Here is a 16,221-nt window from a genome sequence, read left to right as displayed (position 1 = left end):
TTACATTCGCGCGCGCGAGCTATTCCATCCCCAGCTCTTTTAATTTACGCGTCAGCGTATTTCGCCCCCAGCCAAGCAAGCGCGCCGCTTCCTGTTTATGCCCCTGCGTGTGGCGTAAGGCTGTGGTCAGCAACGTCCGTTCCATCTCCGGCTGCGCTTCTGAAAGCAAATTTTGATGACCGGAACGCAGCGCCCGGTCTGCCCACTGCGCAAGCAGGGTTGCCCAGCTATCCGGCAGCGTTTGCGACGGGCTTTCCGCGACGGTCGTTTCAAACAGCTCGGCGGGTAAATCCTGAATCAGCACTTCCTGGCCCGCTGCCATCACCGTCAGCCAGCGGCAGGTATTCTCCAGCTGGCGCACGTTACCCGGCCATGCCAGACGCGTTAACGCGGCTTCCGTTTCCGGATGCAGTTGTTTGGCTTCAACACCCAACTCACGCGCGGCCACCTGTAAAAAATGGCGCGCCAGGCGCGGGATATCCTCCCGACGTTCACGCAGCGGCGGCAGATGCACCCGAATAACATTCAGGCGATGAAAGAGATCGTCGCGAAACTTCCCTTCCTGCACCCGCAGCTCAAGGTTCTGGTGCGTGGCGGCGATAATGCGTACATCCACTTTCACCGGCGCATAACCGCCGACGCGGTAAAACTGCCCATCGGCCAGTACGCGCAGCAGGCGCGTTTGCACATCCAGCGGCATATCGCCAATCTCATCAAGAAACAGCGTCCCGCCATCGGCCTGTTCAAAACGCCCCTGGCGAATGGTATTCGCGCCGGTAAACGCGCCTTTTTCATGACCAAATAATTCAGATTCGATCAAATCCTTCGGGATAGCCGCCATATTCAGGGCGATAAACGGCGCTTTAACCCGTGGACTGTGACGATGCAGGGCATGCGCAACCAGCTCTTTACCCGTGCCCGACTCGCCGTTTATCAGCACGCTGATCGATGAGCGCGACAGGCGACCGATAATACGAAAGACATCCTGCATAGCCGGTGCTTCACCAATAATGTCGGTCGTCGGGCCAATGGTTTCCACATTGCGCGGCTGCTGCTGCTCCTGGTAGTGGCTGATGGCCCGCTCAACCAGTGCGACGGCTTCATCGATATCAAACGGTTTGGGCAGGTAATCAAACGCCCCTTGCTGATAGGCGCTCACCGCCGCGTCCAGATCCGAATGTGCCGTCATTATGATGACCGGTAGCATGGGATGACGCTGCTTGATTTGCTTTAACAGCGCCAGCCCGTCCATCCCCGGCATACGAATATCCGAAAGCAGTACATCAGGCGTTTTTGTGGTCAGTGCATCAAGCACTTCAGCGGCACTTTCAAACGTTACACAACTCAAGCCTGCTCCGGTGAGCGCGCGTTCCAGCACCCAGCGGATGGAGCTATCGTCATCAACGATCCAGACTATCCCTCGTTGCATAAACACCTCTACTTCCGAATAGGCAGGTACACCGAAAATTCGGTATGGCCTGGCCAACTGGTGAATTCAATTTTGCCAGAGTGCTGATCAATCAAACTGCGTGCGATAGATAACCCAAGCCCGGTGCCGCCTTCGCGCCCGCTGACCATAGGATAAAACAGCGTATCCTGGAGGCTCGGCGGAATGCCTGGGCCGTTATCTTCGATATCGATTCGCGCAGCGAGACGATAACGCACGCCGTGAAGCGTAAGCTGAAAAGCGGTGCGGGTGCGCAAAATGATTTCGCCCCCTTCCGGCCCCAGCGCCTGCAAAGCGTTGCGCACAATGTTGAGTAAAACCTGCTCTATCTGATCCGGGTCATGGGCCAGCTCCGGCAAGCTGGGGTCGTAGTCACGCACCAGCGTTACGTTCCCCGGCAGCTCCATCGTCACCAGATTCACCACCCGTTCAGCCACCTGGTGAATACTTTGGGTCACATGCATACCCGGCTGCTGCGGGCCGAGCAGCCTGTCCACCAGATTACGCAGGCGATCGGCCTGCTCAATAATAACTTTGGTGTATTCCAGCAGAGAGGGATCGGGCAGCGCTTTGCTCAATAGCTGCGCGGCCCCGCGTAGCCCGCCCAGCGGGTTTTTTATTTCATGCGCCAGGCCGCGCACCAGATCGCGTGCCGCAACTTGCTGAGCGTGCTGGAGCTGCTCCTGGCTCAGGCGTCGCTGATTATCCATCGGCGCCATTTCCAGCAAAATCATGCCATCCGGCAGACGTTGCGCCGTCAGCGAAAGAATATGCGAGCGGCCATCAATCACCAGCGTGACTTCGTTATCGGTAAAGCCCTGGCCAGCATGCAGACTCTCCCGCATCAAATCGATATTCAGAGAGAAGTAGCTCAATAGCTCGGGCAGCGGGGTGCCGAATAATTTACGCGCGCTTTGTGCCAGCAGCTGTTGTGCCGCAGGGTTGGCGTAATGTACCGCCAGTTCGTCATCAACCAGTAAGATACTGTTGATCAAAGAATTGAGGATCTGCCCAGCATCGGGCAGCACGCCACTTGCCATTCAGCAGTCTCCCAAACATTTGCACCAATTTAGTGCATTATAGCGTTTTATGTGTCAAAAGTGCGGCAGATCAGTTTGTTGGTGGAGAAAAAAGCCCATCCTGGGATGGGCTGAAAGTTTCCACGGCAACTAAAATCCTCTGGCGTTTCCCGCCGCAGTTACCAGGCTGCTTTTGTTCACCCCGGCGTGTTGCCGGTGATTCACTCTGTTACCGCCTTGCTGCAACGCAAAACCCGTTGGAACGTAAAATATCTTAAACGCTGTAGTACAGTTCAAACTCTACCGGGTGCGGCGTCATGCGAACGCGATCGTTCTCTTCGATACGCAGGGCAATGTACGCGTCGATAGCTTCGTTGGTGAACACGCCACCGGCAGTCAGGAACTCGCGGTCTGCGTCCAGCGCGTTAAGCGCTTCTTCCAGAGAACCGGCAACCTGCGGGATCTCTTTCGCTTCTTCCGCTGGCAGATCGTAAAGGTTTTTGTCCATTGCTTCGCCCGGGTGGATCTTGTTCTTGATACCATCCAGACCGGCCATCAGCAGCGCTGCAAAGCACAGGTACGGGTTAGCAGCCGGGTCCGGGAAGCGCACTTCGATACGGCGCGCTTTCGGCGAAGCCACCACCGGAATACGAATAGACGCAGAGCGGTTACGGGCAGAGTAAGCCAGCATTACCGGTGCTTCATAACCCGGAACCAGACGCTTGTAAGAGTTGGTGGTCGGGTTAGACAGGGCGTTGATTGCTTTCGCATGTTTGATTACGCCGCCGATATAGTACAGCGCCATTTCAGACAGGCCTGCGTATTTATCGCCGGAGAACAGGTTAGTACCGCCTTTGGACAGGGACATGTGGCAGTGCATACCGGAACCGTTATCGCCAAACATCGGTTTTGGCATAAAGGTCGCGGTTTTGCCGAAGCGGTGCGCAACGTTGTGCACCACATATTTGTAAATCTGAATTTCGTCCGCTTTTTTGGTCATAGTGTTGAAACGGGTCGCCACTTCGTTCTGGCCCGCCGTTGCCACTTCGTGGTGGTGAGCTTCAACCACCAGGCCCATCTCTTCCATTACCAGACACATGGTGGAGCGGATATCCTGGGAAGAATCCACCGGCGGAACCGGGAAGTAACCGCCTTTCACCGCCGGACGGTGACCTTTGTTACCACCTTCGTATTTGGTGGTGGTGTTCCATGCGCCTTCGATATCGTCGATAGCGACGCTGGAACCTGAAATGGAGCTGCCGAAACGCACGTCGTCAAACAGGAAGAACTCCGGCTCTGGCCCGAACAGTACGGTGTCGGCGATACCGGTGGCGCGCAGGTACTCTTCAGCACGCTTGGCGATAGAGCGCGGGTCGCGATCGTAACCCTGCATGGTGCCGGGTTCGAGAATATCGCAGCGGATGATAAGCGTGGATTCTTCGTAGAACGGGTCAATGACAGCGGTAGAGGCGTCCGGCATCAGCACCATGTCGGATTCGTTGATGCCTTTCCAGCCACCAATCGAAGAACCATCAAACATTTTACCTTCTTCAAAGAAGTCGGCATTTACCTGATGGGCTGGGATAGTGACGTGCTGTTCTTTACCTTTGGTATCGGTGAAGCGCAAATCGACAAACTTCACTTCGTGCTCATTCAGCATCGTCAAAACGTGTTCAGCGGACATACTTAAACTCTCCCGGATTTGTCATTGTCGTCGTGGTAACGAACTCTTCATACTGCTGTGTAAAACTGGCGCAGTTGCCGTAAAATATTTAAAGCGAAATCTATGCCAACTTTTAAATGCCCCTCAAAAGGCGTTATCATGCACAGCATAGTGCAAAAGGGCTGCACCACGATGGTTAAGTTGCACCAATATAGTGCTTATATGTAAACATTAAGCACCGTGTTGGTGCAATTTTCGTTAAAAGCCCTTTTTTCGCTGCGTGAAAGCGATCACAAAGCAACTCTGCAATACTTGTTTGTAGAGGATGTTTGTGATCCTGTTTAGTCCTTCGATTAATACGTGTACAATAACGCGCTATTTCTAATGCCTGAGGCAAAGTTGTGATCGAAAAATTGCGTAACATCGCCATCATTGCGCACGTTGACCATGGTAAAACTACCCTGGTTGACAAGCTGCTGCAGCAATCCGGTACGTTCGACGTGCGTGCTGAAACACAAGAGCGTGTGATGGACTCCAACGATTTGGAGAAAGAGCGTGGGATTACTATCCTCGCTAAAAACACCGCTATCAAATGGAATGATTACCGTATCAACATCGTTGATACCCCAGGGCACGCCGACTTCGGAGGTGAAGTTGAGCGTGTTATGTCTATGGTTGATTCCGTGCTGCTGGTGGTTGACGCCTTTGACGGCCCGATGCCGCAAACGCGCTTCGTGACCAAGAAAGCATTTGCCCATGGCCTGAAACCGATTGTTGTTATCAACAAAGTTGACCGTCCTGGCGCGCGTCCGGACTGGGTTGTCGATCAGGTGTTCGACCTGTTTGTTAACCTGGATGCCACCGACGAGCAGCTGGACTTCCCGATCGTTTACGCTTCTGCGCTGAACGGTATCGCGGGTCTGGACCACAACGATATGGCGGAAGATATGACCCCGCTGTATCAGGCGATTGTTGATCATGTTCCGGCACCGGACGTTGATCTGGATGGCCCGCTGCAGATGCAGATTTCCCAGCTGGATTACAACAACTACGTTGGTGTTATCGGTATTGGCCGCATCAAACGCGGTAAAGTGAAGCCGAACCAGCAGGTCACTATCATTGATAGCGAAGGCAAAACCCGCAACGGTAAAGTCGGTAAAGTGCTGGGCCACCTGGGTCTGGAGCGTATCGAAACCGATCTGGCTGAAGCAGGCGATATCATCGCTATCACCGGCCTGGGCGAGCTGAACATCTCTGATACCATCTGCGACCCGCAGAATGTTGAAGCGCTGCCGGCGCTCTCTGTTGACGAGCCGACCGTTACCATGTTCTTTAACGTCAACACCTCGCCGTTCTGTGGTAAAGAAGGTAAGTTCGTGACCTCGCGTCAGATCCTCGACCGCCTGAACAAAGAGCTGGTGCACAACGTTGCGCTGCGTGTTGAAGAGACCGAAGACGCTGATGCGTTCCGCGTTTCCGGCCGTGGTGAACTGCACCTGTCCGTGCTTATTGAAAACATGCGTCGTGAAGGTTTCGAAATGGCGGTTTCCCGCCCGAAAGTTATCTTCCGCGAAATCGATGGCCGTAAACAAGAGCCGTTCGAGAACGTGACGCTGGACGTTGAAGAGCAGCATCAGGGCTCCGTCATGCAGGCGCTCGGTGAGCGTAAGGGCGACCTGAAAAACATGAACCCGGATGGCAAAGGACGCGTACGTCTTGACTACGTTATCCCAAGCCGTGGCCTGATTGGCTTCCGTTCTGAGTTCATGACCATGACTTCCGGTACCGGTCTGCTGTACTCCACCTTCAGCCACTACGACGATGTGCGTCCGGGTGAAGTGGGCCAGCGTAACAACGGCGTACTGATTTCCAACGGTCAGGGTAAAGCGGTAGCGTTCGCGCTGTTCGGCCTGCAGGATCGCGGTAAGTTGTTCCTCGGTCACGGTGCTGAAGTGTATGAAGGCCAGATCATCGGTATTCACAGCCGTTCTAACGACCTGACGGTAAACTGCCTGACCGGTAAGAAACTGACCAACATGCGTGCCTCCGGTACGGATGAAGCAACGGTTCTGGTTCCGCCGATTAAAATGACGCTGGAACAAGCGCTGGAGTTTATCGATGACGACGAGCTGGTCGAGGTAACGCCTCTGTCCATCCGTATCCGTAAACGTCATCTGACCGAGAACGACCGTAAACGCGCGATGCGCGGTGCGAAAGAAGACTAATTCTTCGCGTTTTCGACGTAAAAATAAAAGGCCGCTGATTTTAGCGGCCTTTTTTATACCCGCATTCAACACGTGAAGTCGCTAGCTATTCAATTGTTCACTTTACCGCTACAGTTATCTCTCGACGACCTGCCAGGAGAGAGAAATGCTCTATATCTTTGATTTAGGTAACGTGATTGTCGACATTGATTTCAACCGGGTGCTGGGCGCCTGGAGTGATTTCAGCCGTGTGCCGCTGGCGACCCTGAAGCAGAGTTTTAGCATGGGCGAGCCATTTCATCAGCACGAGCGGGGCGAAATCAGCGACGAAGCATTCGCTAAAGCGCTTTGTGAAGAGATGGATCTCTCTTTAAGCTATGAACAGTTTTCCACCGGCTGGCAGGCGGTGTTTGTTGCGCTGCGCCCGGAGGTCATTGCTATCATGCATAAGCTGCGTGAGCAGGGGCACCGCGTCGTCGTGCTCTCTAATACTAATCGCCTGCACACTACCTATTGGCCCGAGCAATACCCGGAAATCCGCGCGGCGGCGGATACGATTTATCTTTCTCAGGAGATGGGGATGCGAAAACCGGAAGCGCGTATCTATCAAAAAGTACTGGAGCTGGAAGGCGTATCTGCCGATGATGCCGTCTTTTTCGATGACAATGCCGACAATATCCTCGGCGCGCAGCAGGTTGGCATCACCGCAATCAGGGTGCACGATAAGAAAACCATCCCTGAGTATTTTGCGAAGCAGCTATGAAAGTAGACCTCAGGCACAAAGCAAAGCATTGCTCGGGTGCGCTGTGGGCATGGTTGAAATTGCTGTGGCAGCGTATTGACGAAGACCATATGACAACGCTGGCGGGGAACCTGGCGTTCGTCTCGCTGCTGTCGCTGGTGCCGCTGATTGCGGTCATTTTTGCGCTGTTCGCTGCTTTTCCGATGTTTTCTGATATTAGCGTGCAGCTGCGCCACTTTATTTTCGCCAACTTTATCCCTACCACCGGGGATGTGATTCAAAGCTATATCGAGCAGTTTGTTGCGAACTCGAACAAAATGACCGCCGTTGGTGCCTGTGGGTTGATTGTCACGTCGCTGCTATTGATGTACTCCATCGATAGCGCGCTCAATACAATCTGGCGCAGCAAGCGTGTGCGCCCGCATGTTTATTCTTTCGCCGTCTACTGGATGATCCTGACGCTTGGGCCGCTGCTGGCGGGAGCCAGTCTTGCGATCAGCTCCTATTTGCTGTCGCTGCGCTGGGCCAGCGAGCTAAACAGCATGATCGATGATGTGCTGCGTGTTTTTCCGCTGATTCTGTCCTGGCTCTCGTTCTGGATGCTCTATAGCATCGTGCCCACCACCCGCGTACCTAACCGCGATGCTGTTGCGGGCGCGTTTGTCGCGGCGTTACTTTTTGAGGCTGGGAAGAAAGCTTTTGCTTTATATATCACTACGTTCCCGTCCTATCAGTTAATTTACGGCGTCCTCGCCGTGATCCCTATCTTGTTCCTGTGGGTGTACTGGACCTGGTGTATCGTCTTGCTAGGTGCGGAAATTACTGTCACTCTCGGGGAATATCGAAATCTTAAAAAAGCAGCACAACAACAAGAAGCAGACCAACCATGATTGCATTAATTCAACGTGTATCCCGTGCGAGCGTTAGCGTGGCGGGCGAAGTGACAGGTGAAATCGGCGCGGGACTTTTGGTCCTATTGGGTGTCGAAAGAGACGATGACGAACAAAAAGCCAACCGTCTGTGCGAGCGTGTGCTCGGCTATCGTATTTTTAGTGATGCTGACGGCAAGATGAACCTTAACGTCCAGCAAGCGGGTGGCAGTGTGCTGGTGGTGTCGCAGTTTACGCTGGCGGCGGACACCGGGCGCGGGATGCGGCCTGGTTTTTCCACAGGTGCTACGCCAGAAAAGGCCGAAGCGCTGTATAACTATTTTGTCGAGCGTTGCCGCAGTCAGGAAATGGTGACGCAAACTGGTCGATTTGCTGCCGATATGCAGGTTTCGCTGGTCAATGACGGCCCCGTTACGTTCTGGTTGCAAGTATGAATCAGCTGGCGGTATGGCCACGGGCAACAAGAGAGAATGCAGCTATGTATCATCTTCGCGTACCGCAAACAGAAGAAGAGTTAGAGCGTTATTACCAGTTCCGCTGGGAGATGTTGCGCAAACCGTTACATCAGCCAAAAGGTTCGGAGCGAGATGCCTGGGATGCGATGGCGCATCATCAGATGGTTGTCGATGAAGAAGGCAATCTTGTCGCGGTCGGGCGTCTGTATATCAATGGTGATAACGAAGGGTCTATTCGTTTTATGGCCGTACACCCTGGCGTGCAGGATAAGGGGCTCGGCACGCTCATGGCGATGACGCTGGAGTCTGTCGCTCGCCAGGAAGGCGTAAAGCGCGTGACCTGTAGCGCCCGCGAAGATGCCGTCGCGTTTTTCGCTAAGCTCGGGTTTATCAACGAAGGCGAGATTACCGTGCCGCAAACCACGCCGGTGCGCCACTTTTTAATGATAAAACCCGTGGCGACGCTGGATGATATTCTCCATCGCGGCGACTGGTGCGGGCAGTTGCAGCAAGCCTGGTATCAGCATATTCCGCTGAGCGAGAAGATGGGTGTACGCATCCAGCAATATACCGGGCAAAAATTTATTACGACCATGCCGGAAGCGGGCAATCAAAATCCGCATCACACCCTGTTTGCCGGTAGCCTGTTTTCGCTGGCGACGCTGACCGGCTGGGGGCTTATCTGGCTGATGCTGCGTGAACGCCACCTCGGCGGCACAATTATTCTTGCTGATGCACATATTCGCTATAGCACGCCGATAAGCGGCAAGCCCAGCGCGATTGCCGATCTCGGTTCCCTGAGCGGCGATCTGGACCGTCTGGCGCGCGGGCGCAAAGCGCGGGTGCAAATGCAGGTTGAACTGTTTGGCGACGACAAATCCGGCGCGATATTTGAAGGTATTTATATTGTGCTGCCGGCGAAACCTTTTGGCCCCTTCGAAGAGGGCGGTAACGAGGAAGAGTAATCGCCTGTGCGCCTGGTAATGCAGGCGCACAGTACCTCCGCTACATGCGTGCCACGCGCGCCGCCACGTCTCTTATTGCATCTCGTGCGGCCTGACTGATTCCCGCAAGCTGAAAGAAGCCGTGTATAACGCCTTGATAGCGTACGGCAGTGCAATTCACGCCCTCGGCAGTTAAATGCTGCCAGAGCGCTTCGCCTTCATCGCACAGCGGATCGAACTCGGCCGTAATGATATGCACGCGAGGCAGACCGCTAAAATCATTACGCCATAAAGGACTCACGTCCGGCAGCCGCCGATCGGTTGCGCCAAAATAAAGCTCGTAGCCTGACAGCAACGCTTCACGGGTAATGACGTAGTCAGAACCCTTCAAGTCGTAACTATCAAACCAGGCCGTCGCGTCCAGCATGGGGTAGATGAGGATCAGCTGCGCTGGCTGCCATTCTGCCCGCGCTTTTAAACGCAGCGCCGTTACCAGAGCCAGATGACCGCCTGCGCTGTCGCCTGCCAGGGTAATCCGTTGGCGATCGACGCCAAGCTGTTCGGCGTACTGCCACACCAGTCCCGCGCCCTTAAGCGCATCATCGTGCGCAGCAGGCCACACATGTTCTGGCGCCAGCCGGTATTGCACAGCGATAACCCGGCAGCCGCTGTAAAAGGCCAGCTGGCGTAGCTGTTTATCATGCGTAGCGAAACCGCCACTGATAAAGCAACCGCCGTGGTAGTAGATTAACGTCGGGAGAATACCGCTGGCTTTCTTTGGAGAAAACAGGCGAAATGTGATGCCTTCAAGCGTGATATCTTCAACGCTGACCTCTGTTTCCGTTTCGCCTGCCAGTTCCGTGCTGGAGATATAACCGGCGCGCCGGTCATCAATACTCTGTGTGTGAGGCGAGGGGCGGCCAGCGTTGATAAACGCTTTTACCAGCCCGTCGATACCTTTTTCCAGTGCCATAGCAATCTCTTTATCTGTACATACATACAGTTGTTATAGCCTGGAAAACAACAAATGAAAACGACTATTTCTTGCGGATTGAGAAATCTGGAAGCTGGCTCGTAAGACTGTTTTTCCTGTCAAAAAGCGCTGGACAGGTAGATGTAGCAAGGGCTTTACTTTGCGAAGCAGAGAGCAGAGAGCAGAGAGCAGAGAGCAGAGAGCAGAGAGCAGGCCGGGTAAAATAATTTACCGCGACCTGTTGTTTATTCCCCTTCGCCCGGAAATAAGAACGGGTTAATGGAGCTGCGGGCGAAACCTTCCTGCTCCATGCGGGCATCCAGTACCAGCGAGGCTAAATCATCGGCCACCGGCTCGACGTTCGGGTCTTTTTCCTGATAGAGAATCTTCAGGTAAGTACCACAGTCGCCGCAGCTTTCGGCTTTGATTGCCGCCTGCTCGTTATCCAGAGACCAGTAGTGCAGGTCGCGGGTTTGCTCGCAGTTGCTGCATTTTACGCGCACCACGTGCCACTCTGTTTCACACAGGTTGCAGTGGAGGTAACGCAGCCCCTGCGTCGTGCCGATATGCACCATACTGGAGACCGGAATGGAGCCGCACACCGGGCAGAACTGGCGCTGCTCGCCATATTCGGCGCGCGCTTTGCCGGGGATGAGGCTGGCCATTTGCGCCCAGTAGAGCGAAAGAGCGGCCCAGATAAACGGGGCTTTATCACTGCTTACTGAGGCAAAATCAGCGGCAAACAGCGCGCTCGCCATCTCTTCAAGCTCCTGCGCGGAGGCTTTCTCCAGGTTCTCGATAACCGCTAACGCCGGGCCGCTCATCTCTGGCTTTAGCTCAGCAATCAGCGAATGCAGCAGCTTGTGCCAGTGCGTATCACGCGGCAGCACATGAATATCCAGCGGCGGCTTGCCTTCGGTGGCGGCTTCTTTAATGCGCGCCGTCAGGTCTATCTGCAAAGGGTGGTCATAGAGTACCACTTCTTGCGCATGAGCGATCAGCGCAGCAAAGCGCAGGTAATCACCCAGCGGGTTACTTGCTGCCAGCTCACGCAGACGCTCTGCACGGCGGTTATAGAGATTTTTCAGTCTGGGGAATAATAACGGCGGAATCACTTCCGCCGTGCGTTTATCGCTCTTCTCCAGCTCATCTTGCGGGATTATGCGAATACTCATTCAGTCGATTTTTCCGTTGTCTTGCGAACTTCCCGGTACCAGCGCGGGTGATGTTTCTTCGCCCACGTGCTGGTAACCCAGCCTTCCACCATTGCGGTTATGGTGCCTTTCACCCACAGGGCGGCATAGATATGCACCATAATAACCACAATTAGCGCGACTGCGGCAAAAGAATGCAGCATCAACGCAATCCGGATAACCGGAATCGGGAACGCTGGCGCGAAGTAAGGGCGCCAGATAACCACGCCGCTTACCAGTAGCAACACCAGGAAAATAATCGCCGCCCAGAACACACACTTCTGGCCAAAGTTATATCGTCCGGTGTCGCCTACTTCTTCATTGACGACAATCTTACGAATATTTTTGGCCCAAAAGATATCATCCCTATTGATGAGATTATGGTGCCAGTAGCGGAAAAACATGATTATAAACGATGCAAACATCACCACGCCGACAAACGGATGGAGAATGCGCGCCAGCTGCGGCGTACCGAGAATGTTCATCAGCCAGTTAAAGGAAGGGAAGAAAAACCCCAGCCCGCTCACCGACGCCAGCACGAAGCAGAAGGCGGTGATCCAGTGATTAATACGCTCAGGTGCCGTGTAGCGCACGATGGTGTCACGTTTTTTCATTTGCGCACCTCGTCTTTCTCTTCATGCAGGTTATCGTCTTCCTCTTCTGCACGGTTCGGGCCGACACCGACATAGTGGAAGATGCTGGCCGCGAAGGTCGCCGCAAAGCCGACCGCCGCAAGAGGTTTCCAGATACCTTTCCAGAACTTCACGGTGGCGCTGATTTCCGGGTTCTCCGGCAGGCCGTGATACAGATTCGGCTTGTCGGCATGGTGCAGCACATACATCACGTGCGTACCGCCTACGCCCGCCGGATCGTACAGACCGGCGTTATCGTAACCACGGGTTTTCAGCTCAGCCACGCGCTCGCCTGCCAGCGTTTTCATATCCTCTTTGGAACCAAAGTGGATAGCACCGGTCGGGCAAGTTTTAACACATGCTGGCTCCTGGCCTACGTTTACACGGTCAACACACAGCGTACATTTGTAGACGCGGTTGTCTTCCGGGTTCAAACGCGGTACATCGAATGGGCAGCCCGCGATGCAGTAACCGCAACCGATACACTGCTCAGACTGGAAGTCGACAATACCATTGGCATACTGAATGATAGCTCCTTCTGACGGACATGCTTTCAGGCAGCCCGGATCGGCGCAGTGCATGCAGCCATCCTTACGGATAAGCCACTCCAGCTTGTCGTTTTGCTCCACTTCAGAGAAGCGCATCACGGTCCATGATTTCGCGGTCAGATCCGCCGGGTTGTCATACACCCCAACGTTATGCCCCACTTCATCACGAATGTCGTTCCACTCGGAGCAGGCCACCTGGCAGGCTTTACAGCCGATACAGGTCGTGACGTCGATAAGCTTCGCCACTTCCTGCTGGTGGTCCCGCGCCTGTGGCGCGGGGGTAAAACCATTTGTCGCGGAGCGACGGATGATATCTTGCGATTGATAAGCCATAAGTCGTCTCCGTTACACCCTTTCCACATTCACCAGGAACGCCTTAAACTCCGGCGTTTGGGTGTTTGCATCGCCGACAAACGGCGTTAACGTATTGGCAATAAAGCCTTTTTTCGCAACACCTTCGTAACCCCAGTGGATCGGAATACCAATGGTATCGACCTCCTGACCGTTCACATTCAGCGTGCGAATACGCTTGGTCACCACCGCCTTAGCTTTGATATAGCCACGGTTGGAGGAGACTTTCACCGTATCGCCCTGGGTAATGCCCAGTTTGTTCGCCAGCTTCTCACCGATCTCCACAAACTGCTCCGGCTGCGCGATTGCGTTAAGCAGCGCGTGCTTGGTCCAGTAGTGGAAGTGCTCCGTCAGACGGTACGTGGTGCCGACATACGGGAACTTATCTGCTTTACCCATCGCTTCCATGTCGCTTTTAAAGACACGGGCTGCCGGGTTGGAGATAACTTTCGGATGCAGCGGGTTGGTACCGAGCGGCGTTTCAAACGGCTCGTAGTGCTCAGGGAACGGCCCTTCCGCCAGCTTATCGAGTGCGAACAAGCGACCCATACCTTCCGGTTGCATGATAAACGGCCCGACATCGGTACCCGGCGCAGCGGTGCTGTAGTCCGGGATATCCGCGCCAACCCATTTACCGTTCGCATAGCTAAGCAGCTGACGTTTCGGATCCCACGGTTTACCCTGCGGATCGGCAGAAGCACGGTTATACAGAATGCGGCGGTTAAGCGGCCATGCCCATGCCCAGCCCAGCGTATTGCCCAGGCCCGACGGGTCAGAGTTGTCACGGCGCGCCATCTGGTTACCGTCAGGCGTCCAGCTACCGGCAAAAATCCAGCAGCCGCTTGAGGTCGTACCATCATCACGCAGGTGCGCGAAGGTACCCAGCTGGTTGCCTTTTTTCGCCAGGACGTCGCCGGTGACCGGATCGATAATATCCGCCAGCGCTTTACCGTTGCTCTCCATGGCCACTTCTTCCGGCGACGGATTTTCCGGCGTCAAGTAGTTCCAGGTCATGTTCAGCACCGGTTCCGGCGCAGCACCGCCTTCTTCTGCGTACATTTTTCGCAGTCGCAGGAAGATACCCGCCAGGATCTCGCCATCATTCAGCGCATCGCCAGGGGCGTCCGCACCTTTCCAGTGCCACTGCAACCAGCGCCCGGAGTTAACGATAGAACCGTTTTCTTCGGCAAAGCAGGTCGACGGCAGACGGAACACCTCGGTCTGGATTTTTGACGGATCGACGTCGTTAAACTCGCCGTGGTTTTGCCAGAAGTTAGAGGTTTCGGTATTGAGCGGGTCAATCGTCACCAGGAACTTCAGTTTCGACAGCGAGGCGACCACTTTGTTTTTGTTCGGGAACGACGCCACCGGGTTAAAGCCCTGGCACAGATAGCCGTTCACCTTACCTTCATGCATCATTTCGAAGTATTGCAGGACGTCGTAGCCCTTATCCCACTTCGGCAACCAGTCAAAGCCCCAGCTGTTTTCCGCTGTCGCTTTATCGCCGTAGAAGGCTTTCATCATCGAAACGAAGAATTTCGGGTAATTGCTCCAGTAGTTCACCTGGCCTTCACGCAGCGGTTTCGGCGTGTTAGCAGCAAGATAGGTCTGGAGATCGGGCTGTTTTTCGCTCGGCAGCGTCATATAGCCCGGCAGACTTTGTGACAGCAGGCCCAGGTCGGTCAGACCCTGAATGTTGGAGTGTCCGCGCAGGGCGTTCACACCACCACCCGCCATACCCATGTTGCCCAGCAGAAGCTGAACCATTGCCATGGTACGGATGTTCTGTGCGCCGATGGAGTGCTGTGTCCAGCCCAGGGCATACAGGAACGAGGCGGTTTTATCCGGCGCGCTGGTTTCTGCGATATATTCGCACACCTTCAGGAAGTCCGCTTTTGGCGTCCCGCAGATGTTTTCAACAACGTCTGGCGTGTAACGGGAAACGTGCTCTTTAAGCAGATTCCATACACAGCGCGGATGGGTGAGGGTCGGATCGCGTTTGGCGAAGCCGTTCTCATCCAGTTCGTAGTTCCAGCTGGTTTTGTCGTACTGACGTTTGTCAGCGTCATAACCGGTGAACAGACCCTCATCAAAGCCAAAATCTTCACGCACGATCAGGCTGGCGTTGGTATAGGCCTCGGTGTATTCACGGTTATATTTTTCGTTATTCATCAGGTACAGCAACACGCCTGACAGGAAAGCAATGTCAGTACCGGAACGAATTGGCGCATAAAAATCCGCAACAGAGGCGGTACGCGTAAAGCGCGGATCGATAACAATCAGCTTCGCGCCATTATGGATTTTGGCTTCCATCGCCCAGCGGAACCCCACCGGATGCGCTTCTGCCGCATTCCCGCCCATCACAACGATAAGGTTGGCGTTTTTCATGTCGACCCAGTGGTTGGTCATCGCACCGCGACCAAATGTTGGAGCAAGACTTGCTACCGTTGGTCCGTGTCAGACACGCGCCTGGTTATCGACGGCTAACATGCCGAGTGCGCGGGTAAATTTTTGCGTTAAATAACCGGTTTCATTACTGGAAGCGGACGCACAGAGCATCCCGGTGCTAAGCCAGCGGTTGACCGTGGTACCTTGCGCGTTTTGCGCGATAAAGTTGGCATCACGATCCGCTTTCATTAATTTAGCGATACGTGTGAAGGCTTCGTCCCATGAAATCTGTTGCCATTTATCGGAGCCTGGCGCGCGATATTCCGGGTACTTCAGGCGGCTTTCAGAGTGAATGAAATCCACCAGACCTGCGCCTTTCGGGCACAGCGCGCCACGGTTTACCGGATGATCCGGGTCACCCTCGATATGAAAAATAGAAGCTTTGGCGTTTTTTGCACCATCGCCGAGGCTATACATCAAAAGCCCACATCCGACGGAACAATATGTGCAGGTGTTACGGGTCTCACGGGTGCGCAACAGTTTATATTGCCGCGTTTCCGCTAATGCGATGTTCGGAGCAAAGCCCAGAGCAGCCGCCGTTGTTCCTGCCATACCGCCAGCACAGATCTTAAAGAACTGCCTTCTGCTGACCTGCATGGTTATCTCCTGGTTCGACATTACTTTTTATTTTTGCGATGCAATACGCAAAGGTTCAAAATTACTGTTATCCCTCTTATCCCGGGGGATATATGCGAAGGATACCACAATGATG

At 54.3% G+C, this 16,221-nt stretch carries 13 protein-coding genes; 5 read left to right on the top strand and 8 right to left on the bottom strand.

What is annotated here, in order from left to right:
* Positions 1–19 precede the first annotated feature (19 nt).
* From glnG to glnA, 3 genes are all read right to left on the bottom strand, one after another.
* Positions 20–1,429, bottom strand: coding sequence for a nitrogen regulation protein NR(I) (glnG, locus tag ACTU3N_RS16510; RefSeq protein WP_443087210.1), 1,410 nt, complete (start codon positions 1,427–1,429; stop codon positions 20–22).
* A gap of 8 nt (positions 1,430–1,437) precedes the next feature.
* Positions 1,438–2,487, bottom strand: a complete 1,050-nt coding sequence (gene glnL, locus ACTU3N_RS16505) for a nitrogen regulation protein NR(II) (protein ID WP_443087209.1) — start codon at positions 2,485–2,487, stop codon at positions 1,438–1,440.
* 253 nt (positions 2,488–2,740) lie between these two features.
* Positions 2,741–4,150 (bottom strand): glutamate--ammonia ligase, encoded by a 1,410-nt coding sequence (glnA, locus tag ACTU3N_RS16500; protein WP_443087208.1) that lies wholly within the window; start codon positions 4,148–4,150, stop codon positions 2,741–2,743.
* Between the two features lie 380 nt (positions 4,151–4,530).
* Here glnA and typA point away from each other — a divergent pair, with 380 nt between their 5' ends.
* From typA to fabY, 5 genes are all read left to right on the top strand, one after another.
* Positions 4,531–6,354 (top strand): ribosome-dependent GTPase TypA, encoded by a 1,824-nt coding sequence (gene typA / locus ACTU3N_RS16495; protein WP_443087207.1) that lies wholly within the window; start codon positions 4,531–4,533, stop codon positions 6,352–6,354.
* Positions 6,355–6,499: 145 nt separating this feature from the next.
* Positions 6,500–7,096 (top strand): glucose-1-phosphatase, encoded by a 597-nt coding sequence (yihX, locus tag ACTU3N_RS16490; protein WP_443087206.1) that lies wholly within the window; start codon positions 6,500–6,502, stop codon positions 7,094–7,096.
* Positions 7,093–7,965 carry a virulence factor BrkB family protein gene (locus ACTU3N_RS16485; protein WP_443087205.1) on the top strand — a complete coding sequence of 291 codons (873 nt, stop codon included), beginning with the start codon at positions 7,093–7,095 and terminating at the stop codon, positions 7,963–7,965. The genes yihX and ACTU3N_RS16485 overlap by 4 nt, the downstream gene beginning before the upstream one ends.
* Positions 7,962–8,399, top strand: coding sequence for a D-aminoacyl-tRNA deacylase (gene dtd, locus ACTU3N_RS16480; RefSeq protein ID WP_443087204.1), 438 nt, complete (start codon positions 7,962–7,964; stop codon positions 8,397–8,399). Before ACTU3N_RS16485 ends, dtd begins: the two co-directional genes overlap by 4 nt.
* A gap of 44 nt (positions 8,400–8,443) precedes the next feature.
* Positions 8,444–9,385, top strand: coding sequence for a fatty acid biosynthesis protein FabY (fabY, locus tag ACTU3N_RS16475; RefSeq protein WP_443087203.1), 942 nt, complete (start codon positions 8,444–8,446; stop codon positions 9,383–9,385).
* Positions 9,386–9,425: 40 nt separating this feature from the next.
* Here fabY and ACTU3N_RS16470 read toward each other — a convergent pair whose 3' ends face one another.
* The 5 genes from ACTU3N_RS16470 to fdnG all read right to left on the bottom strand — a co-directional run bounded on the left by ACTU3N_RS16470 (position 9,426) and on the right by fdnG (position 16,106).
* Entirely contained in the window at positions 9,426–10,337 is a 912-nt protein-coding gene (locus ACTU3N_RS16470) for an alpha/beta hydrolase (RefSeq protein WP_443087202.1), read from the bottom strand.
* Between the two features lie 245 nt (positions 10,338–10,582).
* Complete coding sequence (gene fdhE / locus ACTU3N_RS16465; RefSeq protein WP_443087201.1) at positions 10,583–11,512, bottom strand: formate dehydrogenase accessory protein FdhE; 930 nt, start codon at positions 11,510–11,512, stop codon at positions 10,583–10,585.
* Positions 11,509–12,144, bottom strand: coding sequence for a formate dehydrogenase cytochrome b556 subunit (gene fdoI, locus ACTU3N_RS16460; RefSeq protein WP_443087200.1), 636 nt, complete (start codon positions 12,142–12,144; stop codon positions 11,509–11,511). The genes fdhE and fdoI overlap by 4 nt, the downstream gene beginning before the upstream one ends.
* Complete coding sequence (fdxH, locus tag ACTU3N_RS16455; protein ID WP_443087199.1) at positions 12,141–13,043, bottom strand: formate dehydrogenase subunit beta; 903 nt, start codon at positions 13,041–13,043, stop codon at positions 12,141–12,143. The genes fdoI and fdxH overlap by 4 nt, the downstream gene beginning before the upstream one ends.
* A 12-nt stretch (positions 13,044–13,055) precedes the next feature.
* On the bottom strand, positions 13,056–16,106 hold the full coding sequence (gene fdnG / locus ACTU3N_RS16450) for a formate dehydrogenase-N subunit alpha (RefSeq protein ID WP_443087198.1): 3,051 nt from the start codon (positions 16,104–16,106) through the stop codon (positions 13,056–13,058).
* Between the last annotated feature and the right edge of the window lie 115 nt (positions 16,107–16,221).

This window comes from Vagococcus sp. WN89Y, assembly GCF_052220145.1.
Taxonomy (GTDB): domain Bacteria; phylum Pseudomonadota; class Gammaproteobacteria; order Enterobacterales; family Enterobacteriaceae; genus Kosakonia.
Note: the sequence above shows the minus strand (reverse complement) of the source record. Positions and strands in the feature narration are given on the sequence as shown.